General features: G+C 65.9%; 23 protein-coding genes. 18 read left to right on the forward strand and 5 right to left on the reverse strand.

The features are described 5' to 3' along the window. Nucleotides 1-35 precede the first annotated feature (35 nt). Nucleotides 36-215 carry a hypothetical protein gene (locus tag RRU_RS08670; protein WP_237703856.1) on the forward strand — a complete coding sequence of 60 codons (180 nt, stop codon included), beginning with the start codon at nt 36-38 and terminating at the stop codon, nt 213-215. Beyond that, nucleotides 212-1,357: a hypothetical protein gene (locus tag RRU_RS08675; RefSeq protein ID WP_011389361.1), complete on the forward strand. Its 1,146-nt coding sequence runs from the start codon at nt 212-214 to the stop codon at nt 1,355-1,357. The genes RRU_RS08670 and RRU_RS08675 overlap by 4 nt, the downstream gene beginning before the upstream one ends. Here the strand turns inward: RRU_RS08675 and RRU_RS08680 are convergent. Then, on the reverse strand, nt 1,338-1,658 hold the full coding sequence (locus RRU_RS08680; protein WP_011389362.1) for a hypothetical protein: 321 nt from the start codon (nt 1,656-1,658) through the stop codon (nt 1,338-1,340). The two genes, RRU_RS08675 and RRU_RS08680, sit on opposite strands and share 20 nt — an antisense overlap. Nucleotides 1,659-1,747: 89 nt before the next feature. On the opposite strand from RRU_RS08680, the gene cutA reads away from it, so the two are divergent. Further along, the gene (gene cutA, locus RRU_RS08685) at nt 1,748-2,068 is read left to right on the forward strand and encodes a divalent-cation tolerance protein CutA (protein WP_376783081.1); all 321 of its coding nucleotides are present in this window, start codon (nt 1,748-1,750) and stop codon (nt 2,066-2,068) included. A gap of 24 nt (nt 2,069-2,092) precedes the next feature. Here the strand turns inward: cutA and RRU_RS08690 are convergent, their stop codons facing one another. Then, nucleotides 2,093-3,247 carry a bifunctional 2-C-methyl-D-erythritol 4-phosphate cytidylyltransferase/2-C-methyl-D-erythritol 2,4-cyclodiphosphate synthase gene (locus RRU_RS08690; RefSeq protein ID WP_011389364.1) on the reverse strand — a complete coding sequence of 385 codons (1,155 nt, stop codon included), beginning with the start codon at nt 3,245-3,247 and terminating at the stop codon, nt 2,093-2,095. A gap of 119 nt (nt 3,248-3,366) precedes the next feature. Between RRU_RS08690 and RRU_RS08695 the strand changes: the two genes are divergently transcribed. The 14 genes from RRU_RS08695 (at nt 3,367) to RRU_RS08760 (ending at nt 19,305) form a co-directional block, all read left to right on the forward strand. Continuing rightward, entirely contained in the window at nt 3,367-4,170 is an 804-nt protein-coding gene (locus RRU_RS08695; protein WP_014626222.1) for a cytochrome C assembly family protein, read from the forward strand. 223 nt (nt 4,171-4,393) lie between these two features. Next, the gene (gene dusB / locus RRU_RS08700) at nt 4,394-5,482 is read left to right on the forward strand and encodes a tRNA dihydrouridine synthase DusB (protein WP_011389366.1); all 1,089 of its coding nucleotides are present in this window, start codon (nt 4,394-4,396) and stop codon (nt 5,480-5,482) included. Between the two features lie 2 nt (nt 5,483-5,484). Further along, entirely contained in the window at nt 5,485-6,585 is a 1,101-nt protein-coding gene (locus RRU_RS08705; RefSeq protein WP_011389367.1) for a two-component system sensor histidine kinase NtrB, read from the forward strand. 98 nt (nt 6,586-6,683) lie between these two features. Then, nucleotides 6,684-8,129, forward strand: coding sequence for a nitrogen regulation protein NR(I) (ntrC, locus tag RRU_RS08710; RefSeq protein ID WP_011389368.1), 1,446 nt, complete (start codon nt 6,684-6,686; stop codon nt 8,127-8,129). A gap of 6 nt (nt 8,130-8,135) precedes the next feature. Beyond that, nucleotides 8,136-10,418, forward strand: coding sequence for a sensor histidine kinase NtrY-like (locus tag RRU_RS08715; RefSeq protein WP_011389369.1), 2,283 nt, complete (start codon nt 8,136-8,138; stop codon nt 10,416-10,418). Further along, a complete protein-coding gene (locus RRU_RS08720; RefSeq protein WP_011389370.1) occupies nt 10,408-11,808 on the forward strand; it encodes a sigma-54-dependent transcriptional regulator in 1,401 nt (466 codons plus the stop codon). The genes RRU_RS08715 and RRU_RS08720 overlap by 11 nt, the downstream gene beginning before the upstream one ends. Nucleotides 11,809-11,839: 31 nt before the next feature. Next, on the forward strand, nt 11,840-13,216 hold the full coding sequence (trkA, locus tag RRU_RS08725; protein ID WP_011389371.1) for a Trk system potassium transporter TrkA: 1,377 nt from the start codon (nt 11,840-11,842) through the stop codon (nt 13,214-13,216). A 195-nt stretch (nt 13,217-13,411) separates the two neighbouring features. Then, the gene (locus RRU_RS08730; protein WP_011389372.1) at nt 13,412-14,287 is read left to right on the forward strand and encodes a D-amino-acid transaminase; all 876 of its coding nucleotides are present in this window, start codon (nt 13,412-13,414) and stop codon (nt 14,285-14,287) included. Then, a complete protein-coding gene (locus RRU_RS08735) occupies nt 14,277-14,972 on the forward strand; it encodes an HAD family hydrolase (RefSeq protein WP_011389373.1) in 696 nt (231 codons plus the stop codon). Before RRU_RS08730 ends, RRU_RS08735 begins: the two co-directional genes overlap by 11 nt. A gap of 262 nt (nt 14,973-15,234) precedes the next feature. Further along, on the forward strand, nt 15,235-15,486 hold the full coding sequence (hfq, locus tag RRU_RS08740; protein ID WP_011389374.1) for an RNA chaperone Hfq: 252 nt from the start codon (nt 15,235-15,237) through the stop codon (nt 15,484-15,486). A 59-nt stretch (nt 15,487-15,545) separates the two neighbouring features. Beyond that, the gene (hflX, locus tag RRU_RS08745) at nt 15,546-16,802 is read left to right on the forward strand and encodes a GTPase HflX (protein WP_011389375.1); all 1,257 of its coding nucleotides are present in this window, start codon (nt 15,546-15,548) and stop codon (nt 16,800-16,802) included. A 662-nt stretch (nt 16,803-17,464) separates the two neighbouring features. Beyond that, nucleotides 17,465-17,734, forward strand: a complete 270-nt coding sequence (locus tag RRU_RS08750; RefSeq protein WP_011389376.1) for a hypothetical protein — start codon at nt 17,465-17,467, stop codon at nt 17,732-17,734. A gap of 50 nt (nt 17,735-17,784) precedes the next feature. After that, nucleotides 17,785-18,603 (forward strand): inositol monophosphatase family protein, encoded by an 819-nt coding sequence (locus tag RRU_RS08755; RefSeq protein ID WP_011389377.1) that lies wholly within the window; start codon nt 17,785-17,787, stop codon nt 18,601-18,603. Between the two features lie 75 nt (nt 18,604-18,678). Then, nucleotides 18,679-19,305 carry a DUF2239 family protein gene (locus tag RRU_RS08760; protein WP_011389378.1) on the forward strand — a complete coding sequence of 209 codons (627 nt, stop codon included), beginning with the start codon at nt 18,679-18,681 and terminating at the stop codon, nt 19,303-19,305. Nucleotides 19,306-19,511: 206 nt separating this feature from the next. Here RRU_RS08760 and RRU_RS08765 read toward each other — a convergent pair whose 3' ends face one another. From RRU_RS08765 to speE, 3 genes are read right to left on the reverse strand one after another with little or no spacing between them, the layout of a single operon-like run. Next, on the reverse strand, nt 19,512-20,258 hold the full coding sequence (locus RRU_RS08765) for a hypothetical protein (protein WP_014626226.1): 747 nt from the start codon (nt 20,256-20,258) through the stop codon (nt 19,512-19,514). Further along, nucleotides 20,216-21,055 carry a nucleoside triphosphate pyrophosphohydrolase gene (mazG, locus tag RRU_RS08770; protein ID WP_011389380.1) on the reverse strand — a complete coding sequence of 280 codons (840 nt, stop codon included), beginning with the start codon at nt 21,053-21,055 and terminating at the stop codon, nt 20,216-20,218. Before mazG ends, RRU_RS08765 begins: the two co-directional genes overlap by 43 nt. Nucleotides 21,056-21,103: 48 nt before the next feature. Continuing rightward, nucleotides 21,104-21,955, reverse strand: coding sequence for a polyamine aminopropyltransferase (gene speE / locus RRU_RS08775; protein ID WP_011389381.1), 852 nt, complete (start codon nt 21,953-21,955; stop codon nt 21,104-21,106). 273 nt (nt 21,956-22,228) lie between these two features. Between speE and speD the strand changes: the two genes are divergently transcribed. Further along, nucleotides 22,229-22,741, forward strand: coding sequence for an adenosylmethionine decarboxylase (gene speD, locus RRU_RS08780; protein WP_011389382.1), 513 nt, complete (start codon nt 22,229-22,231; stop codon nt 22,739-22,741). Nucleotides 22,742-22,796 lie beyond the last annotated feature (55 nt).

A 22,796-nucleotide genomic window follows, 5' to 3' on the forward strand; every position in this document is an offset into this window, starting at 1 on the left:
GTGGGACGGAGAGGGGTGTCATGGAAGCGCCGCAGGTGACGGATCTTTTTCATAAGGCGCTGGCCCGCATGGGCGTTTCGGCCGAGGGTCAGAGGTCGTCTTCCGCCGCGCCGGGGCAATCCCGGGCCCTGACCGCCCTGCGGGTGGTGCGGCCCGATCTCAGTTTGCGTCAGGCCGAGGCGATGCTGCGGGCCGATCTTCCCCGCCGGCCGTGATCGCCCCTGCCTCCCTTCGCCTGTATCTGGCGATTACCCCGCACGGCTATGGGCATTTCTCCCTGGCCGATAGCGTGCTTGGCGCGCTTGTCGATCTGGTCGCCGCCTCCGGGGAGCCCGTCACCCTGGATGTGACCGTTGAATCGGCCAAGGATCCCGCTCCCTTTCTGTCCGGCTGCCGGCACGAGCCGCGCAGCGAGGACTTCGGCCTGCTGATGCGCTCGGCCCGTGAAATCGATCTGGAGGCCAGTGCCGCCCGCCTGCTGGACCTGCACCGCGACTGGCCGGCGGCGGTGGCGCGGGCGGCGGCCGTGATGGCCGCGCACCGTCCCGATGTGGTGGTCACCAGCCTGTCCTATCTGGCCTGCGCCGCCGCCACCCGCCTGGGGGTGCCGGTGATCGGCCTCTCGCCGCTCAACTGGTTGGGGATCGGCCGCTATCTGTTTGCCAAAAGGCCGGGGATGGACCGGGTTTTCGCCGAGATGGCCGAGGCCTACGGCGGATTGGAGCGCATGCTGCTGCCCACCCCGGCCATGCCGCAAAGCGAGTTGCCCAACCGTCTGGTGATCGGCCCGGTGTCACGCCCCGGCCGGTGGCGGCGCCCGGAGATCGCCGCCGCCCTGGGGATCACGGAGGCGACAGGGCTGGCTTTGTTGAATTTCGGCGGGATGAGCGGCGCATTGGATCTGGCGGCCTGGCCGGCCGATCTTGGGGGCTGGCGGGTGATCGTTTATGGCGCGGTTCCTCCGGGCCACCCGGCGCTGATCGATGGCCGGGCGCTTGCCCAACCGTTTCGTGACCAACTGGCCTCGGTCGACGCGGTGATCGGCAAGCCCGGTTATGGCATGGTCGCCGATTGCGCCTGCGCCGGAACGCCCTTCCTGTATGTCGATCGCCCCGATTGGCCCGAGGCCCCCCATCTGATCGACTGGCTGGCGCAAGCCGGCCGCTGCGCCGAGGTGGCGGCCGATGATCTGGCCGCCGGCCGTATCGCCGCGGGCCTTGACCGCCTGACGGCTTTGCCCCGGCCGGCGCCGGTGGCGCCAAGCGGCGCTCTTCAGGCCGCCCGGCTGATCTTCGACGTCTGGCGCCGCGGCTCCGCCACCCCCGCAAGGCCGGAGGTCAGGCGGTCCTTGGCGTGACGGCGGCTTTGCCGGAGCGGGCGAGGGCGGCGCGTCCGGCGTCGGTCAATTTGCAGACCAGCCAATTCGGCTTCAACGGATTGGCAAACCACGGCTCGACCCATCCGCGCTCCAGGCAGATGCGGATGATGCGGCCGTCAACTCGCCGCCCCTGATCGTCAAACAGCGGCAATTTTCCCCCCGCCTGGGTCAACCCGCGTTCCAGCCAGCGCCGCTGCGGGGCGCTTGGTCGGCCAAGGCCGGGTTGTTTGGCCGTCTTTCGCTTCGAAGTCGCCGCGCCCGCCATGCTTGCCCCCGTCATCGTGTTCCCCCAAAGTCGGGCCTTGCGAAGGGTTCCCTGGAAAAATGGTTTTTCTCCCGGGAAAGGACGAAGAGCGCGAGGAAGCCCCCATGCCCCAATCCCTGATCTATATGACGGCGCCCAGCGATGACGAGGCCCTGCGCATCGGCCGGGTTCTGGTCGAAGAGCATCTGGCCGCCTGCGTCAATATCCTGGGGCCGATCCGCAGTCTTTATCACTGGCAGGGGGCGTTTCATGACGACGCCGAAGTCGCCTTTCTGGCGAAAACCGCCGATGACCGGGTCGCGGCGCTGATCGCCCGGGTGCGCGCCCTGTATCCCTATGAGCTACCCTGCATCGTCGCCTTGCCGGTGCAAGCCGGCGATGGCGGGTTTCTCGACTGGATCACCGCGAACAGCCGGCCCGGGTGACGCGGGCCGGCTGGAGGTTTGTTTTTAGAAGGGCAGGGTGATCAGCGCCGTGGCCTGGGCGGCGATGCCTTCGCCACGGCCGGTGAAGCCCAGTTCCTCGGTGGTGGTGGCCTTGACGGCGACGCGGGTCGCCGAGATTTCGAGGATTTCGGCCAGCCGCGCCGACATGCGGGCGCGGTGCGGGCCGATCTTGGGCTGCTCGCACAAGATCGTGATATCGACATTGAGGATGCGCCCGCCCAGGGCGGTGATCAGCGCCGCCGCATGGCGCAGGAAAATCGCCGAATCCGCCCCCTTCCAGCGCATGTCCGAGGGTGGGAAATGCCGGCCGATGTCGCCGGCGTTCAGGCAGCCGAGCAGGGCGTCGGTCAGGGCGTGCATCGGCGCGTCCGCATCGGAATGGCCAACCAACCCATGGCTATGGGGAATGCGGATGCCGTTGAGGGTAACGAAATCCCCCGGCCCCAGGCGATGGACATCGAAGCCCGAGCCGATCCGCTGCTCGCCCTCGCCGCGAAACAGCCGTTCGGCCCGCTCCAGATCGGCGAAGGTCGTGATCTTGGCGTTGTCCTCGGCGCCGTCGACCAGGGCGACGGCGCCGCCGGCGGCTTCGAGAACGGCGGCGTCATCGGTGAGCATGGTGCCGGCCTGGGCCCGGTGGGCGGCGAGGATGGCGTCGTAGCGGAAGCCCTGGGGGGTCTGCGCCCGCCACAGACCGGCGCGATCGACGGTTTGGCCGATCATGCCGCCGGCCCCGCGCTTCAGGGTGTCGGCCACGGCCAGGGCGGGAATGGCGCCGGGGTGATCGGCCAGGGCGGCGATCACCCGGTCGATCAGCGCGCCATCGACCAGCGGCCGGGCGCCATCGTGGATCAGCACGTAATCGGGGGCGACATCGGTCAGGCTTTCCAGCCCGAGGCGCACCGAATCCTGGCGCTCGGCCCCGCCCTCGACCGCGTCGAGCAGGGTGGCGAGGCCATGGGCGGCGGCGCCATAGAGGTCGCGATCCTCGGGATGGATGATGGCGCGGACCAGGGCGACATCGGGGTGGGCGGCGAAACGGGCCAGGGTGTGGCGGAGGATCGGTCGCCCGCCAAGGGTTTGATACTGCTTGGGCAGGTCGCCGCCAAAGCGCTTTCCGCGCCCGGCGGCCACGATCAGCGCCGCGACTTTCGCCATGGATGGGTTCCTTGACTACCTAAAGGAGGGGAATAAACGCGAAAATGGCCCCAACCCTAGCAGGGCCGAACGTGGCGGGCGATTGTTTTCCGGGCGCATCGGGCTGTATAGTCCTTCCCATGTCCGGGTCATTATCGCTTCATATCGCCGCTTTCCTGGCCTTGCTGCCGGCGGCCTTCACCCCGCTCCGTCAAACGCCGGGGCGCGATGGTCTATTCTGGGGCACGCTGGGGGTCGCCATCATCGGCGCCCTGGTGGTCAGCATCGTGCCCTCGCTGCGCCAGGGGATGTGGAGCACCAGTTTCTCCAGCGCCCTGTGGGTCAGCATCGCCGCCACCTTGCTGCTGTTTTCCGAACTATGCTTCCGCCACCAGGCGGCTTGGCGGCTGACCCCCGTTCTCATGCCCTATCTGATCGCGCTTGGCGCCATGGCGACGATATGGGAGGGGGCCGAGGGGGCGCCGCTGGCCGACCATGCCCCGGCCTTCTGGACGGTGCTCCATATCGTCATCGCCGTGCTCACCTATGGCATGCTGACCCTGGGGGCGGTGGCGGCCCTGGCCGGCTTCCTGCAGGAACGCGCCCTCAAGGCGCGGCGCCCGACCAGCCTGACCAGACGGCTGCCGGCGGCGGCCGAGGCCGATCGCCTGTCGTGGATCTTGCTCTATACCAGCGAATGGGTTCTCGGCGCCGGGCTGTTGACCGGCATGGCCGTCGAATACCTGGAAACCGGGGCGATCTTGCAGCCCGATCACAAGTCGATGCTGTCGTCGCTCGCCTTCCTGGTCATCGGCGGGCTGATCCTGGCGCGTTCGCGCTGGGGGGTGCGGGGACGGGTCGGCGCCCGCGTGGTGCTGCTGGCCTATCTGCTGCTCACCCTGGCCTTCCCTGGCGTCAAATTCGTCAGCGACGTGCTGCTCTGAGGGCCCCGGCATCGGCTGGATGCGCGACGTGCTCAGAAAGGTTGCTGTTTCTCCACGCATATGCCTAATATTTAACCAAGCCGATCGCCCGCTGCGGCCTACCAGGGGCGTCGAGCGATCCAGATAAGCCAAGTCCTTGAAGGACTTGGTTTTTTGCTTTTGTCCCGCCGATGATGACCGCGGGGATCCACAAGCCGCTCGCCTTTCGAGGATTCGCTTTCGCATGACGCCGTCCCCCGCGTTCCCCGTTTCCGATCCGCTGATCATGCTGGCGCCGATGGCTGGGGTAACCGATTCCCCCTTCCGGCGACTGGCCCACGACTATGGGTGTCCGCTATCGTGGACCGAGATGGTCGCCAGCCGCGAGCTGCTGCGCGAGCGGGCGCGGGGCGTCGATCCCCGGCTGGGCGGCGGAGCGGAGGCCGGGCGGGCGGGCCCCTTCGCCGTGCAACTGGCCGGCTGCGATCCGCTGATCATGGCCGAGGCGGCGCGGCGGGTTGAAGGCGCCGGAGCCGAGCTGATCGATATCAACATGGGCTGCCCGGTGCGCAAGGTGGTGGGCGGCTTGGGCGGGTCGGCGCTGATGCGCGATCTGCCTTTGGCCGCGCGTATTCTCGAAGCCGTGGTCGGTGCCGTGACCCTGCCCGTGAGCCTGAAGATGCGCCTGGGCTGGGATGACGCCAGCCGCAACGCGGTCGAGCTGGCCCGGCTGGCCGAAAGCGCGGGGATCAGCCGGCTGACCGTCCATGGCCGCACCCGGGCCCAGATGTATGACGGTCGCGCCGACTGGCCGGCCATCGGTCTGGTCAAACGGGCCGTCTCGCTGCCGGTCATCGCCAATGGCGATGTGACGAACCTGTCCGAGGCCCGCGAGATCCTGGCCGTTACCGGCGCCGATGGCGTGATGATCGGCCGGGCGGCCCTCGGCGCGCCCTGGTTGCCCGGCGCCATCGCCCGGGCCATCGCCGCCGGGACGCGGGAAACGCCGCCGCCGGCTTTGGCCGAGAGGGCGGCGGTGATGGCCGCCCACCTCGAAGGCCTGTTGGCCTGCCATGGTCTGGAGCGTGGCCTTAAGACCTCGCGCAAGCATATGGGCTGGTATGCGCGGACGATGCCGCAAGGCGCCGACTTCCGCGCCGCCTATATGGCCGCCGCCGATGCCGGGGCGGCGCGCCGAGTTCTCAACCATTTCACGGCGCTGTGGCAGTCGGCCCCGCCGTCCGCATCCCAAGAAAGCCGCCAAAGAGCGGTCTTGAAAAACCCCACCCCGGAGGACACGTCACCCGACCGCCCGCGAGAAGAGGCCGCTTGAAGATGGTGAAGATTTCTGCCCTGACCCGGCGCGCGCCGGTTCCCTCGATCGACCCGGCGACGGTGCTGAGCGCCATCGCTTCGGCGGTGATCTGTGTCGACGAGGCCGACCGGGTGCAATTCGTCAATGCCGCCGGCGAGCAGATGTTCGAAAGCACCTGGGCGCTGTTGCGCGGCATGGCGCTCTCGGACCTGATTCCGCCCGATTGTCCGATCTTTGGATTGATGGAAAAGGTTCGGCGCAATCATTCGACTTTTTCGGAATACGGGGTGCAGCTTGATACCCCGCGCACCGGCCAGCGCACCATCACCGTGCGCGTGTCGCCTTTGGCCGAATACGAGAACTGGGTGGTGATCTCGCTCCATGAACTGTCGATGGCCTTGAAGATCGGCCAGCAGATGAGCCACCGCAACGCCGCCCGCTCGGTGACGGCAATGGCCGCCCTGCTTGCCCATGAGGTCAAGAACCCGCTGTCGGGGATTCGCGGGGCGGCCCAGCTTCTGGAAGCCAATCTGCCCGAAGAGGACCACCAGCTGGTCCGGCTGATCATCGACGAGACCGACCGCATCGTTGCCCTGGTCGACCGCATGGAGGTTTTCTCCGACAACATGCCGCTGGCCCGCGAGGCGGTGAACATCCACCGGGTTCTCGAGCATGTGCGCATGGTCGCCGAAAACGGCTTCGCCCGCGGTGTCCGCTTCGTCGAGACCTATGATCCGTCCTTGCCCGCCGTTTTGGGCAGCCGCGACCAGTTGATCCAGGTGTTCCTCAATCTGATCAAGAACGCCGCCGAGGCGATCGGCCCGGGCGGCGGCGAGATCGTGCTGTCGACCGCCTATCAGCAGGGCCTGAGATTACGGGTGCCGGGCGGCGAGGTGACCGATTTGCCGCTGGTCATCAGCGTGCGCGACAATGGTACCACCGGTATCTCGGAAGATCTGCGCGGCAATCTGTTCGATCCCTTCGTCACCACCAAGCCCAAGGGCAGTGGTCTGGGGCTGCCGCTGGTGGCCAAGATCGTCAACGATCACGGCGGCATCATCGAATTCGACAGCGTTCCCGGCCGCACGGTGTTCACCGTCATGCTGCCGATGGTCCGCTGACGCCCAAGATCCCCGCCGACGCCGGCCAGCTCCGCGTCGGGCGCCCCCTTTGACATGTCTTCGGGCATGGGTTGAAATGAGTAAAGGAACCTTTTGAGATGTCGACGATTCTGGTGGCCGATGACGATCGCGGAATCCGCACGGTTCTCAGTCAGGCTCTGACCCGGGCCGGCCACGAGGTGCGCAGCACCGGTACGGCCTCGACCCTGTGGAGCTGGGTCACCGATGGTCAGGGCGATCTGGTGATCACCGATGTCATCATGCCCGACGAGAACGGCCTCGACCTGATTCCGCGGATCAAGAAGATCCGCCCCGACCTGCGCATCGTCGTCATGAGCGCCCAGAACACCTTGCTGACGGCGGTCAAGGCCACCGAGCGCGGCGCCTTTGAATATCTGCCCAAGCCCTTCGATTTGACCGAGGTGGTCAATGTCGTGCGCCGGGCCTTGTCGCTGCCCAGGGGCAATCCGACCGAGGGCGACCATGCTAGCGAGGAAGACGAGCGCCTGCCGCTGATCGGCCGCTCGCCGGCGATGCAGGAGATCTACCGCACCCTGGCCCGGCTGATGAACACCGATCTGACGGTGATGATCAACGGCGAATCGGGAACGGGCAAGGAACTGGTCGCCCGCGCCCTGCATGATTACGGCAAGCGCCGCAACGGCTCGTTCGTCGCCGTCAACATGGGGGCGATCCCGCGCGAACTGATCGAAAGCGAATTGTTCGGCCACGAGAAGGGCGCCTTCACCGGCGCCCATGCCCGCTCGGCCGGACGCTTCGAACAGGCCGATGGCGGCACCTTGTTCCTAGACGAGATCGGCGACATGCCGCTGGAAGCGCAAACCCGGTTGCTGCGCGTGCTTCAGGAAAGCGAATACACCACCGTTGGCGGCCGCCAGACCCTGCGGGCCAATGTGCGCATCATCGCCGCCACCCACCGCGACCTGCGCCAGCTTATTCATCAAGGATTGTTCCGCGAGGATTTGTTCTATCGGCTCAACGTCGTGCCGCTGCGCCTGCCGCCTTTGCGCGAGCGCGTCGAGGACATCCCCGAACTGACCCGCCATTTCCTGCATGCGGTGGCCGAGCATGACGGCCTGCCGCCCAAGGTGCTGGAGGCCCCGGCGATGGAACGGCTGAAAAAACACCGCTGGTCGGGCAATGTCCGCGAACTGGAAAATCTGGTGCGCCGTCTGGCCGCGCTCTATTCCCAGGAAGTCATCGGCGTCGAGGTCATCGAGGCCGAATTGTCGTCTTCGGCGCCGCCGATCCTTGACGAGGGCGATGAATCGGCCGAGGGGCTGTCGACCAAGGTCGAACGCCATCTTCGCCATTATTTCGAAGCCCATGGCGAGGCCCTGCCGCCGGCCGGCCTGCACGAGCGGATCAGCCGCGAGGTCGAGCGGCCGCTGATTTCCCTGTGTCTGGAGGCGACGCGCGGCAATCAGATCAAGGCCGCCCAATTGCTCGGCCTCAACCGCAATACCCTGCGCAAGAAGATCCGGGATCTCGATATCCAGGTCGTGCGCGGCGTCAAGGGCTAGGCCGCCTTGTCCCCCACCAGCCAGCGGCGCGGCGGCCGTCCCGCCCTCAACCGCACCATCTTGCGCCTGGGTCTGTGGGCGCGGCGGGTCAAGCTGTCGCGCCGCCTGGCCGTCGCCCTGGCCGTCGCCTCGTTGATCAGCGGCGGCGTCACCTTCTTTCTGCTGTCAAGCCCCGAGCCCAGTTCGCGGGCGATCTGGATCCTGCTCAACGTCGATCTGGTGATCTTGCTGGCCCTGGGCGGGCTGATCACCCGTTCGGTGGTGCGCATGTGGTCAAGCCGGCGCTCCGGGGGGGCGGGGTCGCGGCTGCAGGTGCGGTTGGCCGTGCTGTTTAGCGCCGTCGCCATCACCCCGGCGATCTTGCTCGCCATCTTCTCGACCATCGCCTTTCAGGTCAGCTTCCAAAGCTGGTTCGACGAAAAGGTCTCGACCGCCGTTCGCGAATCCCAAGAGGTCGCCGAGGCCTATCTGCAGGCCCATATGAACGCCATCGCCGGCGATGCCGCCTTGACGGCCAATGACCTGAACCGGGAATGGCGGCGCATGCCCAATTCCCAGGTCCTCAACCAGTTTCTCACCACCCAATCCCTGGTGCGCAATCTGTCGGAGGTGGTGGTCTTCACCCGCGAGGGCAATGTTCTGGGCCGGGCGGGCTATACCTTCTCGCTGCAGTTCGAGCAGGTTCCCAATTATCTGATCGATCAGGCCGATCTGGGCGAGGTGGTGGTCATCCCCGGGCAGGGGAACGACCGGGTGCGCGCCCTGGTCGAACTGGGCACGCCGGGCACCTATCTTTACGTCGGGCGCTTCGTCGATGCCGCCGTGCGCGACCATATCGAGAAGGCCCATGCGGCGGTCTCGGAGTATCTGGCCTTCCAGGCGCAAAGCTCCAAGCTGCAGATCCTTTATTTCCTGACCTATATCGTCGTGTCGCTTTTGCTGCTGCTGGCGGCCATCTGGGTGGGCATCACCATCGCCAACCGGCTGGCCCAGCCGATCATGGATCTGATCGAAGCCGCCGGAAAGGTCAGCGAGGGCAATCTGTCGGTCCGGGTTTCCGAACTGGTGGCCAGCGACGAGGTTGCCCTGCTTGGCCGCGCCTTCAATCGCATGACCATCCGCTTGGAAAGCCAGCAAAAAAGCCTGTTGGCCGCCAATCTCGAACTCGACGAACGGCGGCGTTTCACCGAAACCGTGCTGGCCGGGGTGTCCGCCGGGGTGATCGGCGTTGACGCCGAGGGCAAGATCAACCTGCCCAATCCCTCGGCCTGCGCGCTGTTTGATCGCGACCTGACCCTGTGGCAGGGCCAGCCGATCGGCGCCCTTCTGGCCGAATTCGGCGAGGTGTTGACGGCGGTGCGCCAGCGTCCCGACCGGCCGGTCGAACGCGAGATGGAGATCCGCATCGATCGCCGCCCGGTGACCTTGCTGGTGCGGGTGGCGGCGGAATGCTCGGCCCAGGGGATCACTGGCTTCGTCTTCACCTTCGATGACATCACCGAATTGCAATCGGCCCAGCGCAAGGCGGCCTGGGCCGATGTCGCCCGGCGCATCGCCCATGAGATCAAGAACCCGCTGACGCCGATCCAGCTTTCGGCCGAGCGCCTGAAACGCAAATATCTCAAGCAGATCACCGACGATCCCGAGACCTTCGCCCGCTGCACGGAAACCATCATCCGCCATGTCGGCGATATCGGCCAGATGGTCGACGAGTTCAGCGCCTTCGCCCGCATGCCCGCCCCGGAGATCCGCCCTTGCGATCTGGGCGAATTGGTCCTTCAATCGGTGGTTCTTCAGCGCACGGCCTATGGCCAGATCGGCTTTTCCACCGAGCTGCCCGAGGGCAAGGTGATCGTGGCCGCCGATGGCCGCCAGATCACCCAGGCCCTGACCAATCTTCTGAAGAACGCCGTCGAGGCCATTCAAGGCCGCGATCGCCCGGCCGAGGGAGCGCCGCCCTTGCCAGCCGGGCGAATTGCCGTCAGCCTGACCCTGACAAACGATCAGGCGGTGGTTCGCATCGTTGACAATGGCCGGGGGCTTCCCGACATGGAGACCAAGCGGCTGACCGAACCCTATGTTACCACGCGGGCCAAAGGGACCGGCCTTGGACTGGCCATCGTCAAGAAAATTCTGGAAGATCATGGCGGGGATCTGGTACTTGAAAACGCTTCGGGCGGGGGGGCCGCCATTTCGCTGACACTCCCCCTCACTCCCGTGGTTCGCGCCGCCGACCCCGGGTTCGCATCCCAACCGCCCCTTCAGGCCGATCCAATCCATGGCGCATGACATTCTCATCGTCGATGACGAAGAAGACATCCGCATGATGCTCGCCGGCATCCTGGAGGACGAGGGCTACGACACCCGCGTCGCCGTCGATGCCGACAGCTGTTTCAAGGCCATCGACGAGCGCACGCCCGCCGTGGTCATCCTTGATATCTGGATGCAGGGCAGCCGGCTTGACGGCCTGCAGGTCCTTGAGGAACTGGCCCGCGATCATCCCTATCTGCCGGTGGTGATGATCAGCGGTCATGGCACCATCGAAACCGCCGTCAGCGCCATCAAGCAGGGCGCCTTCGACTTCATCGAAAAGCCCTTCAAGGCCGACCGCCTGCTGCTGATCATCCAACGCGCCATCGAAACCGCCCAGCTCAAGCTTGAAAACGCCGAACTGCGCATGCGCGCCGGCCCCGAGACCCAGATGATCGGAGACTCGGCGCTGATCGGCCATGTGGCGCAAACCATCGCCAAGGTCGCACCCACCGGCTCGCGGGTGCTGATCTCCGGGCCGCCGGGAACGGGCAAGGAAGTGGTGGCGCGGATGATCCACGCCCATTCGCCGCGCGCCCAGAACCGGCTGGTGGTGGTCAATTGCGCCGCCATGCATCCTGACCGCATGGAGATCGAACTGCTCGGCGCCGAGCCGGGCAGTGGCGACGGCGCCGATTCCTATCGTAAGATCGGCCTGTTCGAACAGGCCGACGGCGGCACCTTGCTGCTTGACGAGGTCGCCGACATGCCCCTGGAAACCCAGGGCAAGATCGTGCGCATCCTGCAGGACCAAAGCTTCGAGCGGGTCGGCGGCGGGCGGCGGATCCGTGTCGATGTCCGGGTGATCGCCAGCACCAACCGCGATCTGGCCCAGGAGATCGCCCTTGGCCGCTTCCGCGAGGATCTCTACTACCGGCTGAACGTCGTGCCGATCCGCCTGCCGGCCCTGCGCGAGCGCCGCGAGGACATCACGCCCTTGGCCCTGCATTTCATGGACCGCGCCGCCTCCAGCGCCGGCCTGCCGCCCCGGCCCTTCGGCGAGGACGCCCTGGCCGCCTTGCAAAGCTATGACTGGCCGGGCAATGTCCGCCAGCTGCGCAATGTCGTTGACTGGTTGCTGATCATGGCGCCCGGCGAGGCACGCGAGGCGATCCGCGCCGATATGCTGCCCGCCGAGATCGGTTCGGTCACCCCCGATTCCCTGCGCCTCGATCGCTCGGGCGAGATCATGACCCTGCCCCTGCGCGAGGCCCGGGAAATGTTCGAGCGCGATTATCTGATCGCCCAGGTCACGCGCTTTGGCGGCAATGTGTCGAAAACCGCCGAATTCGTTGGCATGGAGCGCTCGGCCCTGCACCGCAAGCTTAAAAGCCTGGGGGTGGGCGGATCCGATCGCCAGAAGGTATGACCCATTTTGTTCCCTTAAGGACCCTCCGGCCATGAAAGTCATCGTTTGCGGCGCCGGACAGGTCGGCTTTTCCATCGCCCGCTATCTCGCCGCCGAGAACAACGACGTGACGGTGGTCGATCAGCGCCCCGAGCTGATCCGCTCGATCTCCGACACCCTCGATGTCCAGGCGCTGGTCGGCTATGCCTCCCATCCCGGGGTGCTGGAAAAGGCCGGGGCCGAGGACGCCGACATGCTGATCGCCGTGACCCATGCCGATGAGGTCAATATGGTGGCCTGTCAGGTCGCCCATTCGCTGTTCAACGTGCCGACCAAGATCGCCCGCGTGCGCAACCAGAATTATCTTCAGCCCCATTGGGCCAATCTGTTCTCGCGCGAGAACATGCCGATCGACGTCATCATCAGCCCGGAGATCGAGGTGGCGCGCGCCATCATCCGCCGTCTCCAGGTGCCCGGGGCCATGGATATCATTCCGCTGGCCGGCGACCGGGTGCGGCTGATCGGCGTGCGCTGCACCGAGAACACCCCGGTCGTTCATACGCCGCTGCGCCAGCTCACCCAGTTGTTCCCCGAGCTCAACATCGTCGTCGTCGGCATCGTGCGCAACGACCGGGCGATCGTGCCGAGCGCCGAGGATCAGATGCTGCCCGGCGACGAGGTCTATTTCGTCGTTTCCACCGACCGCACCCAACGCGCCCTGTCGGCCTTTGGCCACGAGGAGACGGCGGCGCGCCGCGTGCTGATTTTCGGTGGCGGCAATGTCGGGCTGTTCCTGGCCCAGGCGCTGGAACGCGATTTTCCCCAGGTCAGCGCCAAGATCATCGAGAACAACAAGGAACGCGCCCAGCATGTCGCCAAGACCCTGGACCGCACCATGGTGCTGCTGGGCGACGCCCTCAATCCCGAGATGCTGGAAGAGGCCGGGGTGGCCCAGGCCGAGACCGTGGTCGCCGTCAGCAATGACGACGAGACCAATATCCTGGCCTCGCTGCTGGCCAAGCGCTATGGCTGCCAGCGGGCGATCACGCTGATCAATAAATCCACCTATAATTCCCTGGTCGGCACCGTCGGCGTCGATGTGGTGGTCAATCCGCGCACCATCACCGTGTCCAAGATCCTCCAGCATGTCCGGCGCGGCCGCATCCACAGCGTCCATTCCCTGCACGAGGGCTTTGGCGAGTTGATCGAGGCCGATGCCCTTGACACCTCGCCGCTGGTCGGCAAGCCGCTCAAGGATGTCAATCTTCCCGCCGGCGTGCTGCTGGGCGCCATCGTGCGCGGCACCCAGGTGATCAGCCCGCGCGGCACCACGGTGATCCAGGGCGGCGACCGCATCATCCTGTTCGCCTCGACCGCGGCGATCAAAAAGGTTGAAAAGATGTTTTCCGTTCGCATCGAGTTCTTCTGAACCCGATAGGCGGGCAAATCGCCGTTACGATCCGTTCCCGATTGCGAGGGGATTTGCTCTGGGCGTATTTTTCGGCAAAGAGGGTACCCGCCCTTCGCCGAAGGTGCTTAAATCCGCTGTCCCGATCGATCCTGGGCCCGGCGCGTGTAGCGCATCGGGTTCTCCCACACATTCGCTCCCGGAGTGCGCGCAGTCATGTCCCGCATCGCCTATGTCAACGGTCAGTATGTGCTTCATCGCGACGCCGCGGTCCATATCGAGGATCGCGGCTACCAGTTTTCCGACGGTATCTACGAGGTGACGGCCATCTATAAGGGCCGGCCCGTGGATAACGACGGCCATTGGGACCGCCTGGAGCGCTCGCTGCGCGAACTGAGGATCGACATGCCGATGACCCGGGGCGGCCTTGATCTGGTCGCGCGCGAGGTGGTTCGCCGCAACCGCGTGCGCAACGGCATCATCTATATCCAGATCACCCGGGGCGTCTCGCCGCGCAACCATCCCTTTCCCAAGGACACCCCGCCGTCGATCGTCATGACGGCGCGCCACGGCCTGGGCTCGAAGCCCGAAGTCGCCGCCAAGGGCGTCAGCCTGATCAGCCATCCCGATATCCGCTGGGGCCGGCGCGACATCAAGACCGTTTCGCTGCTGCCCAACGTGCTGGCCAAGCAGGCCGCCTATGAGCAGCACGCCTATGAGGCGATCCTGGTCGGACCCGATGGCATGGTCAGCGAATGCTCGTCGTCCAACGCCTGGATCGTCACCAAGGATGGCGCCCTGGTCACCCGGCCGCTGTCCAACGACATTCTCGGCGGCATCACCCGCAAGCGGCTGATCGATCTGGCCGACGCCGAGGGGCTGCGGGTCGAGGAGCGGTCGTTCTCCCTCGACGAGGCCAAGGCCGCCCGCGAGGTCTTCGTTTCCTCGACCAGTTCCTTCGCCATGCCGGTGGTCCGCATCGACGACAGCGTCATCGGCAATGGCCACCCCGGCAGCATCGTGACCAATCTGCGCGCCCGCTATTTCGACTTCCTCGAGTCGGCAAGCGGTCCGCTGTGGTATGGCCACTGATCCCGTGAGCATGGGTCTTTCCCTGGAAACGGCGCGCCCCCCGCGCGCCGTTCTCTTCGACTGGGATAATACCCTGGTCGATTCCTGGCCGGTCATCCATCAGGCGATGAACACCACGCTGGTGGCGATGGGCCACGACCCCTGGCGCATCGAGGAAACCCGGACGCGCATCGGATTGTCGTTGCGCGATGGCTTTCCCCAGCTTTTCGGCGCGCGCTGGGAAGAGGCGCGCGACATCTATTACGCGGCCTTCCGCGCCGTTCACCTCGACCTGCTGCGCGAGCTTGACGGGGCGCGCGATCTGCTGGCCGCCCTGGCGGCGCGCGGCGTGTTCCTTGGGGTGGTCTCCAATAAGACCGGCGCCTTCCTGCGCGAGGAGGTCTCGGCGCTTGGCCTGGACACCCTGTTTGGCGCGGTGATAGGGGCTGGCGACGCGGCCCGCGATAAGCCGGCCGCCGATCCGGCGCTAATGGCCCTGGACATCGGCGGCGTGGCGCCTGGACCCGACCTGTGGTTCGTCGGCGATGCTTCTGTCGATCTGGCCTGCGCCGCCCAGATTGGTTGCCTGGGGGTGCTGCTGCGCCCCGAGCCGCCGGCGCCCGGCGAATTCGCCGACCATCCCCCCGCCCTTTATCGGGCGGGATGCCGGGATCTGCTGGCTTTGCTGGAGCGGGTGGGCGCCTGACGCGCCGGCTGCGCAAAAAAGCGCCACACCTTTTCCGCGTCTCCTTTACGGGCGCAGTCTGGGTTTGCCAAGCCCCTGGGAAGAATGATACCAAGGAAGCACCGGTTTTTGCCGCGCTGCGGAATCTTCGCCCCGCGAAGGATATCCTGTCGGCAAAACCGGTTATAAAAAGTGGGGCAGCCGGATAAGGCGCGGCGTCACTATAACAATGCGGGCGTCCAATCCCCTCGGGGACAAGAACGATTGAAAAAAGGGGCATGTAATGCCGGCCGAAAAGACTCAAAATGTTCAGGATGTCTTTCTGAACTATATTCGCAAAAACAAGGCTCCGGTTACGATCTTTCTGGTGAATGGTGTTAAGCTTCAGGGAATCGTGACGTGGTTTGATAATTTTTCGTTGTTGCTGCGTCGCGATGGACATACGCAGCTTGTTTATAAGCATGCCATTTCGACGATCATGCCGGCGTCGCCGGTGCAACTGTTCGAACCCACCAAGGAAGAAGTCGAGGCCTGAGACACCCTTTGTCCGCTGATCACGATCAGGAAGGCCCGCCGTCCGCATCCCGGGCGGCGGTGCTTCATCCTTTTCTCCGCAAGGGCCGTCCGGCCGCGCGGAGCCCCGAGGCTCGACTGGCCGAAGCCAACGGTCTGGCCGAAGCGATTTCCCTGGATGTGGCCCTGTCGGAAACCGTGCCGATGGCCCGGGTGGTGCCGGCCACCTATATCGGTGGCGGCGCGGTCGAACGCATGGCCGGGATCATCGCCGCCGAGGCGATTTCCCTGGTGGTCGTCGACACCCAGCTTTCCCCCATTCAACAGCGCAACCTGGAACGGGCCTGGGCCTGCAAGGTCATCGACCGCACCGGCCTGATCCTCGAGATTTTCGGCGAGCGCGCCCGCACGGCCGAAGGCCAGATGCAGGTTGAACTGGCCCATCTGACCTATCAGCGCTCGCGTCTGGTGCGCAGTTGGACCCATCTTGAGCGCCAGCGCGGCGGCGTCGGCTTTCTGGGCGGTCCGGGCGAAACCCAGATCGAGCTTGACCGCCGGCTGATCGGCGATCGCATCACCCGCCTGCGCAAGGACCTGGAAGAGGTGCGCCGCACCCGGGGATTGCACCGCGAAGCCCGCGCCCGCGTGCCCTATCCGGTGGTGGCGCTGGTCGGCTATACCAATTCGGGCAAATCGACCCTGTTCAACCGCCTGACCGCCGGCGGCGTTCTCGCCAAGGACATGCTGTTTGCCACCTTGGATCCGACGATGCGGTCCCTTGACCTGCCTTCGGGGCGCAAGGTGATCTTGTCCGATACCGTCGGCTTCGTCTCCGACCTTCCCCACGAGTTGGTCGCGGCCTTCCGCGCCACCCTTGAAGAGGTCAAGGCCGCCGATGTCATCGTTCATGTCCGCGATATCGCCGGCATCGACAGCGACGCCCAGAAGGCCGATGTCGAGGTGGTCTTGCGCGAGATGGAGCTTGATGAACGGGTCGAAAGCGGCCTGATCGAGGCGCTGAACAAGATCGATCTGCTCGATTCGGAACGGCAGGCCCAGCTGGTCGAAGACACCGCGGGCCGCGACACCCTGGTGCCGGTCTCGGCGGTGACCGGGGCGGGGACCGACGCGCTGTTGGCCCGCATCGACGCCCGTCTGGCCGAAAGCCGCATCGTTCTTGGCCTGTCCATTCCGCTGAGCGACGGCGCCACCCTGGCCTGGGTCTATCGCAAGGGCGAGGTTCTCGAGCGTCACGACGACGAGGAGCAGGCCCATCTCACCGTTCGCCTCGATCCGGCCGATATCGGCCGCCTCGATCCGCGCCTGCGCACCCCCTGACCACCGAAAAAAAGCCCCCTCCGCGCCCCGCCAAAACCGGGCGGGGAGGGGGCTTTTTCGTGCGAAAAACCACAGGATGTGTGTTACGTCGCGCGGAATACCAGGCCATGGTATTCGTGACTGGGTAAGTGACACGGAATGGCGGGGGGAAAGGGCAGGGGGCGCGGCACTCGGCGCCGGGAGCAAGGGGGCTTGATCGCTTCGCCAGCCGTTGATCGGTGGAGAGTACCGATCGGTCAGATCTTCCTCGGATCCGTAAGCACGGCGACGTGCCCTTCGATCCTTTTGCCCGCCAAGGAGCTTTTCAACTTGCGCGGTGGGATACCCGTCTGACGGGCGGGCGAGGCCGGAAAAACCCCTTGTCGGCCGGCTCGAATCCCTGGACCCTTCTATCCTGCGCCGCCCGTCGGGGGATGTCTACTAGCAAAATCCCGTTTGATGGACTCCCCGGGGTCGCGGCGGCGGTGGAGAGGGTCCGTTAACCCGCCAATGCTATGCCAAGGGGGAGGACCAGCCGTTCAGAGCAAATCGCCGAGCCCTCTGAGCCAGGGGGCGCCTATGATTTGCTTGACTGTCAAAGTCTTGGGGCGGGGGGCGGCGAGCGGAGTTCGCGCTCCCCGCTCTAGTAGACGGGAAACGCCAAGGGTTCGGGGGGACGGGCGATGTCGACAGCCGAGGGACAGAATCGCTGGCGCCAGAAGAACAAGCTGGTCAAGCGCCAACTCAACGTCATGGCCCGCACCTTCGTCCATGACACCCTGGAGCGGGTGGCGGCGGAAAACGCCCTGCGCGGCAAGGCCGAGGCGGTGACCTATGCGGCCTTCATCGTCATGGCGCTGGAGCAGCACGCCACCTTGAACCCCGAGGCCAGACGGCTGCTCGACATCTACCGCGAGGCCTATCATCGCGACCGCGATATCTATGCCCCCTGACCCTGGCGGTTTTTCTTGCGCGGCCGGCGATTGGGCCCAATCATGGGGGCATGCTAGTCGATCCCGATGCCGTTACGGCGCTGATCCGCGCGGTGGTGGATGCGGAGGTTCTTCCCCGTTTCCGCAATCTTTCCGCCAAGGACATTCACACCAAAAGCGGTCCCCTTGATCTGGTGACCGAAGCCGATCTGCGCGCCGAGGCGGTGCTGAGCGAAAAGCTCTGCGCCCTGCTGCCCGGCTCGCAGGTGGTCGGCGAGGAGGCGGTTCATACCGACCCCGGGGTTCTCAGGCGGCTTGGCGGCGATGCCCCGGTGTGGATCATCGATCCGGTCGATGGCACCGGCAATTTCGCCCGGGGCGACGACTTGTTCGGCTGCATCGTCGCCCTGGCGCTGCGCGGCGAAACCGTCATGGGCTGGATCGATCATTGCGTCGAGCGGCGGACGGTTTGCGCGGTCAAGGGGCGGGGGGTCCGCCAGGGCGGCCAGATCCGCCATCTGCCCGAGGCGCCGGCGGCCGATCCCGCCCATCCTTTGGCTGCCCTGCGCGGCCATATCGGCGGGCGGGCGCTGATGACGGCGCTGCGTCCGCGCGTCGCCACCATCACCCGGGCGAGCAGCGCCGCCCATGCCTATCTTGCTTTATTATCCGGGCAAATTGATTTCGCTGTTTTTACCCGGATGAAAGTTTGGGATCACGCCGCTGGCATTCTGATCCACCGCGAGGCCGGCGGCTGCGCCCGGCTGATTTCCGGCGAGGACTACGCCCCGACCCAAACCCAGGGCATGCCCCTGATGGCGCGCAATGAGGAGCGCTGGGGGCAATTGGCCGGGATCATTCGCCAGACGGATGCGGTGGCGGTGCCATGAATTATTCACCCGGGCAATAAAGACGAGTCATTATAATCCTGGTATAAATCCCGCTCCCGACGTCTGGAGTCCGCGATGACCCAGGATCTTTCGACCCCCTGCACGGCGTTCGATGGCCCGCGCCGGCTGCTCTCCGGTCCGTTGATCGAGGTGGCCCTGGCGGTGAAAACCGCCGCCGATGGTGGCGCTCCCGGGCCGCTGCGGATGTTTGACGATACCAGCGGGCGGGCGGTAGCCCTTGACCTGCGCGGCGGCAAAAGCGATCTGGTCTCGCGTCTGGTCGCCGCCGCCCCGCTTCCTTCTCCCCAAGCCACGTCCTCTTCGCCCGCAGCCGCCTCCCCCCGGGGACGGGGCCGGCCGAAGCTGGGGGTGGTCGCCCGCGAGGTCACCTTGTTGCCCCGGCATTGGGACTGGCTGGCCGCCCAGCCCGGCGGCACTTCGGCGGTTTTGCGCGATCTGGTCGAAGAGGCGGCCTCCCGGGACGGCCTTCGCCAGCGGGCGCTTTTATCGCGGGAGGCGGCCCATCGCTTTGTGCTGGCGATGGCCGGCGATCTGCCCGGCCATGAGGAGGCGGCGCGGGCGCTCTTAGTCGGCGAGGACGCCCTGTTCGCCGAGCGAAGCCAAGCTTGGCCGGCCGACATCCGCCAGCACGCCCAGGCCCTGGCCTTCGCCGGCCCGCCCCCCGAAAGCGATCCCCTTTAACGCGGGTTAGTCTTTGCCGAGAGGCGCCGCCTCTCGGCGCTCTCCGCGAAGGGCCAAAGGCCCTTCGAACCCCGGGAAAGGTCGCGGTTGACGTTCCTTCCGGGCGACGCGCCGCCAAAACAGGGGGGTGGAGGGCCCGTGGCCCTCCGCGGGATTGCCAAGGGGCGCGCCCCTTGGCGTGCATCCCTCGTTACAAGGGCGGGCTCTTAGCGGGCGGGTTGGGCGGGGATTTGCAAGCGGGGGACGGCGGCCGGCGAGCGGGTTAGATCGATCTCGATGAAGGGCGGCGGGCTGGCCAGGGTGGCGATCGTCCAGTCATAGATCATGAAGCGGCCGACATCCCGGGCGGCGGTGGCCATCGGATTGCCCTTGAGTGGCAGGCCGTCGCTGACGACGCGAAAGCGTCCCTGCATGCCCAGGCCGGCGCTGGCGATGCGATCGCGGTCTTCGGTTTTCAGCGACCGGGCGCGGATGATCGCCCGGCCATCGTCAAAGGTTTCCAGGGAAATCAGCGCGTCGCTGCGCCGGGGGAAGGCGAAGATATCGCGCGCTCCCAAATGGCCGAGCCGCTCATAGCTGACCTTGAAACGGCCGCCGCCCAGCGGAACGATGGTTTTGAAGGCCTCGTCCCGGCTGAGGTCGCGGATCAGGATATCGGTTTTCTCGGTGATTTCGGCCGGGGTCAGCTTGCGGGCGCGGATGTCGTCGGCCAAAGGCACCCAAACCAGATCCCCCTGATACACCAGGGCGTAATCGCCATTGCGCGACAGCCGGACCTCGGCCAGGAAGCGATCGGGCAGCCAGCAGGACGCCAGCAGCAGGCAAGCCGCGACCGTGATGATCGCCGCTTTTAGGCGGCGATCAAAAGTTTGCGCCGCCCAGCGGGGACGCGAATCGGGGGAGGGGGCCGTCAGGTCGGTTCCCCGCGTTCCCGGCGTTTGGCGTCGCGCCATAGCTCTTCCATTTCCTCCAGGGTCGAGTCCGCCGGGCCGCGACCGCTTTCCGCCAGACGGGATTCCACATGGCGAAAGCGCCGATCGAATTTGGCGTTCGCCCGTCGCAGCGCCGTTTCGGAATCGACGTCGAGACTGCGGGCAAGCTGGACGACCACGAACAAAAGATCGCCCATTTCCTCGATGATACGCTCCTGATCGCGGCCCGCCAATTCTTCCTGAAGTTCCCCCAATTCCTCGTGGAGCTTTTCCACCACGGCGCCGATATCGGGCCAGTCAAAACCGACGCGGGCGACCCGGTTCCCCAGCTTATGGGCGCGGGCCAGGGCGGGCAGGGTGGCGGTCACGCCATCGAGCACGCTGGCGACCCGCCCCTCGGCGGCGGCCTGGGCCTGACGGTCGCGGGCCTTGCCCTCCTCCCAGGCGGTGGTCTGGGCGGCGGCGTCGGTGGGGGGCGAAAGGCTGCTTTCTCCAAAGATATGGGGATGGCGGTGTTCGAGCTTGTCGGCGATGGCAGTGGCGACGGCGTCGAAATCGAAGGCGCCCTCTTCCTCGGCCAAGCGGGCATGGAAAACGACCTGCAGCAGCAGATCGCCCAATTCGTCGCGCAGATCGCTCCTCGCCCCGCGTTCGATGGCGTCAACCACCTCATAGGCCTCTTCCAGGGTATGGGGGGCGAGGCTGGCGAAGGTCTGGGCACGGTCCCAGGGGCATCCGCGCAAGGGGTCGCGCAGCCGGGCCATCAGGGCGAGCAAGCGATCGATCGGCGACGGGGGCGGCGGCGAAGGCGAGGTCACGGGCGAGATCTCCTTGTAGAGCGGCGGCGGTTTTTTCAGCGGGCGCGCTCAGCCTCGGGCGGCGGCGCGGATATGGGGGGGCAGGGCGAAGGCGCCGGCATGGCCCTCGGGCGAGTAATAGCCGAACGCAAGGCCGCTGGCCGCCACCCGCGCGGCCAGAACCGCCGGATCGGGAACCTTCTTGCCGGCATCCTCGCTCGCCCAGCCCAGGGTCATCAAGCCGCCGACATAGGTGGGAACGGCGATGGCATAGAAGGCCACCTCGGGGAAGGCCGCCGACAGGGCGGCGTTGACATGGGCGATCTCGCGCGGCTGCAGGAAGGGCACGCCGGCCTGCACCACCAGCACGCCGCCCGGGGTCAGCAACTGGCGGCAGGCGCCATAGAAGGCCGGGGTGAACAGCCCCTCGGCCGGACCGAAGGGATCGGTGGAATCGATGATGATCACGTCATAGGGCTGATGGGCGCCGGCGACGAAGGCGATGCCGTCGGCGATGATCAGCTCGGCGCGCGGATCGTCGAAGGCGCCATCGCTGACCATCGGCATATGGTCGCGCGCCATCTCGACGACGGTGGCGTCGATTTCGACCATGGTCGCCCGCTCGACGGTTTTATGGCGCAGGACTTCGCGCAGCGTGCCGCCATCGCCGCCGCCGATGATTAGCACCCGCCGCGCCGCGCCGTGGCCGAACAACGGCACATGGGCGATCATCTCGTGATAGACGAATTCGTCGCGCTCGGTCAGCTGCACCATGCCGTCAAGCACCATCACCCGGCCGAAGGTCTGATTCTCGAGGATCACCAGATCCTGATGGGCGGTCTGTTCGCGCAAGAGCACGCGGTCGGCGGCGAAGCTCTGGCGCCAATGGGGGTGAAGGGTCTCGCTGAACCATTCGGTCATGAAAAAACGTCCTTTGGCAACGGAAGGGACTTGAAGAACCGCCCTAGAGAAACCCACCTTGTGGTCCTTGCGCAACGGTTGCGTCCGAAAAAGAGCGGCGAAGCGCTTATACCCAAGAAATTCACTTGCGTCCCCGGCGGGAAGGGGTATTTTCCCGTCCACCGCACCAGTCCCGGCAAGGGGGGTGCGTTTGTTTTATGGTAATCCACTAGAGGCTTGTTCACTGAGTAACAAGGCCCTTCGGGTTCAACGCTGGTTTGAGGGAGATGACCAATGCGTCTCGCGTCCCCCCAATTGGCGGTGAATACTGAAGCGGAGGCCCGCGAAGCCCGAGCAGAGGTAAGATCCGTTCCGTCCGTCACCCTGAAAGCCCTTCCGGGAAAAACCATTCCCGACAGCGCGCTGGCAGGCAATCGCCTTGACCATTTCATTAAGGAAAATGGTCTGACCTTCGCGGGTAGGCACCTGATCCTTGACCTTTGGGAAGCCAAGGGCCTGGACGATATCGACCTGATCGAACGCGCCATGCGTGCGGCGGTCGACGCGTCGGGCGCCACCCTTTTGCACATCCACCTCCATCACTTCTCGCCCAATGGCGGAGTGTCCGGGGTGGCCGTGCTTGCTGAATCCCATATCAGCATCCACACATGGCCCGAATGCGGCTATGCGGCCCTGGATATCTTCATGTGCGGCGACGCCGAACCTCTGAAGGCCGTTCCGGTGTTCCGCGACGCCTTCGGCGCCGGCCATGCGACCCTGACCGAACATAAACGCGGCGTGGTCTAAAGGACTGAGGAAGAAGCGTCTTTCGCTTTCTTCCTTAATCCCTTGGCCTATCCGT

Source organism: Rhodospirillum rubrum ATCC 11170 (assembly GCF_000013085.1).
GTDB classification, from domain to species: Bacteria; Pseudomonadota; Alphaproteobacteria; order Rhodospirillales; family Rhodospirillaceae; genus Rhodospirillum; species Rhodospirillum rubrum.

What these genes read in the sequence shown, in the direction of transcription:
- RRU_RS08735 (WP_011389373.1), top strand. Translation starts at nt 14,277, where the DNA reads ATGGCCACTGATCCCGTGAGCATGGGTCTTTCCCTGGAAACGGCGCGC.
- trkA (WP_011389371.1), top strand. Translation starts at nt 11,840, where the DNA reads ATGAAAGTCATCGTTTGCGGCGCCGGACAGGTCGGCTTTTCCATCGCC.
- speD (WP_011389382.1), top strand. Translation starts at nt 22,229, where the DNA reads ATGCGTCTCGCGTCCCCCCAATTGGCGGTGAATACTGAAGCGGAGGCC.
- cutA (WP_376783081.1), top strand. Translation starts at nt 1,748, where the DNA reads ATGCCCCAATCCCTGATCTATATGACGGCGCCCAGCGATGACGAGGCC.
- RRU_RS08695 (WP_014626222.1), top strand. Translation starts at nt 3,367, where the DNA reads ATGTCCGGGTCATTATCGCTTCATATCGCCGCTTTCCTGGCCTTGCTG.
- speE (WP_011389381.1), bottom strand. Translation starts at nt 21,955, where the DNA reads ATGACCGAATGGTTCAGCGAGACCCTTCACCCCCATTGGCGCCAGAGC.
- RRU_RS08705 (WP_011389367.1), top strand. Translation starts at nt 5,485, where the DNA reads ATGGTGAAGATTTCTGCCCTGACCCGGCGCGCGCCGGTTCCCTCGATC.
- RRU_RS08720 (WP_011389370.1), top strand. Translation starts at nt 10,408, where the DNA reads ATGGCGCATGACATTCTCATCGTCGATGACGAAGAAGACATCCGCATG.
- RRU_RS08680 (WP_011389362.1), bottom strand. Translation starts at nt 1,658, where the DNA reads ATGACGGGGGCAAGCATGGCGGGCGCGGCGACTTCGAAGCGAAAGACG.
- RRU_RS08755 (WP_011389377.1), top strand. Translation starts at nt 17,785, where the DNA reads ATGCTAGTCGATCCCGATGCCGTTACGGCGCTGATCCGCGCGGTGGTG.
- hfq (WP_011389374.1), top strand. Translation starts at nt 15,235, where the DNA reads ATGCCGGCCGAAAAGACTCAAAATGTTCAGGATGTCTTTCTGAACTAT.
- ntrC (WP_011389368.1), top strand. Translation starts at nt 6,684, where the DNA reads ATGTCGACGATTCTGGTGGCCGATGACGATCGCGGAATCCGCACGGTT.
- RRU_RS08750 (WP_011389376.1), top strand. Translation starts at nt 17,465, where the DNA reads ATGTCGACAGCCGAGGGACAGAATCGCTGGCGCCAGAAGAACAAGCTG.
- RRU_RS08730 (WP_011389372.1), top strand. Translation starts at nt 13,412, where the DNA reads ATGTCCCGCATCGCCTATGTCAACGGTCAGTATGTGCTTCATCGCGAC.
- RRU_RS08765 (WP_014626226.1), bottom strand. Translation starts at nt 20,258, where the DNA reads ATGGCGCGACGCCAAACGCCGGGAACGCGGGGAACCGACCTGACGGCC.
- dusB (WP_011389366.1), top strand. Translation starts at nt 4,394, where the DNA reads ATGACGCCGTCCCCCGCGTTCCCCGTTTCCGATCCGCTGATCATGCTG.
- RRU_RS08690 (WP_011389364.1), bottom strand. Translation starts at nt 3,247, where the DNA reads ATGGCGAAAGTCGCGGCGCTGATCGTGGCCGCCGGGCGCGGAAAGCGC.
- RRU_RS08760 (WP_011389378.1), top strand. Translation starts at nt 18,679, where the DNA reads ATGACCCAGGATCTTTCGACCCCCTGCACGGCGTTCGATGGCCCGCGC.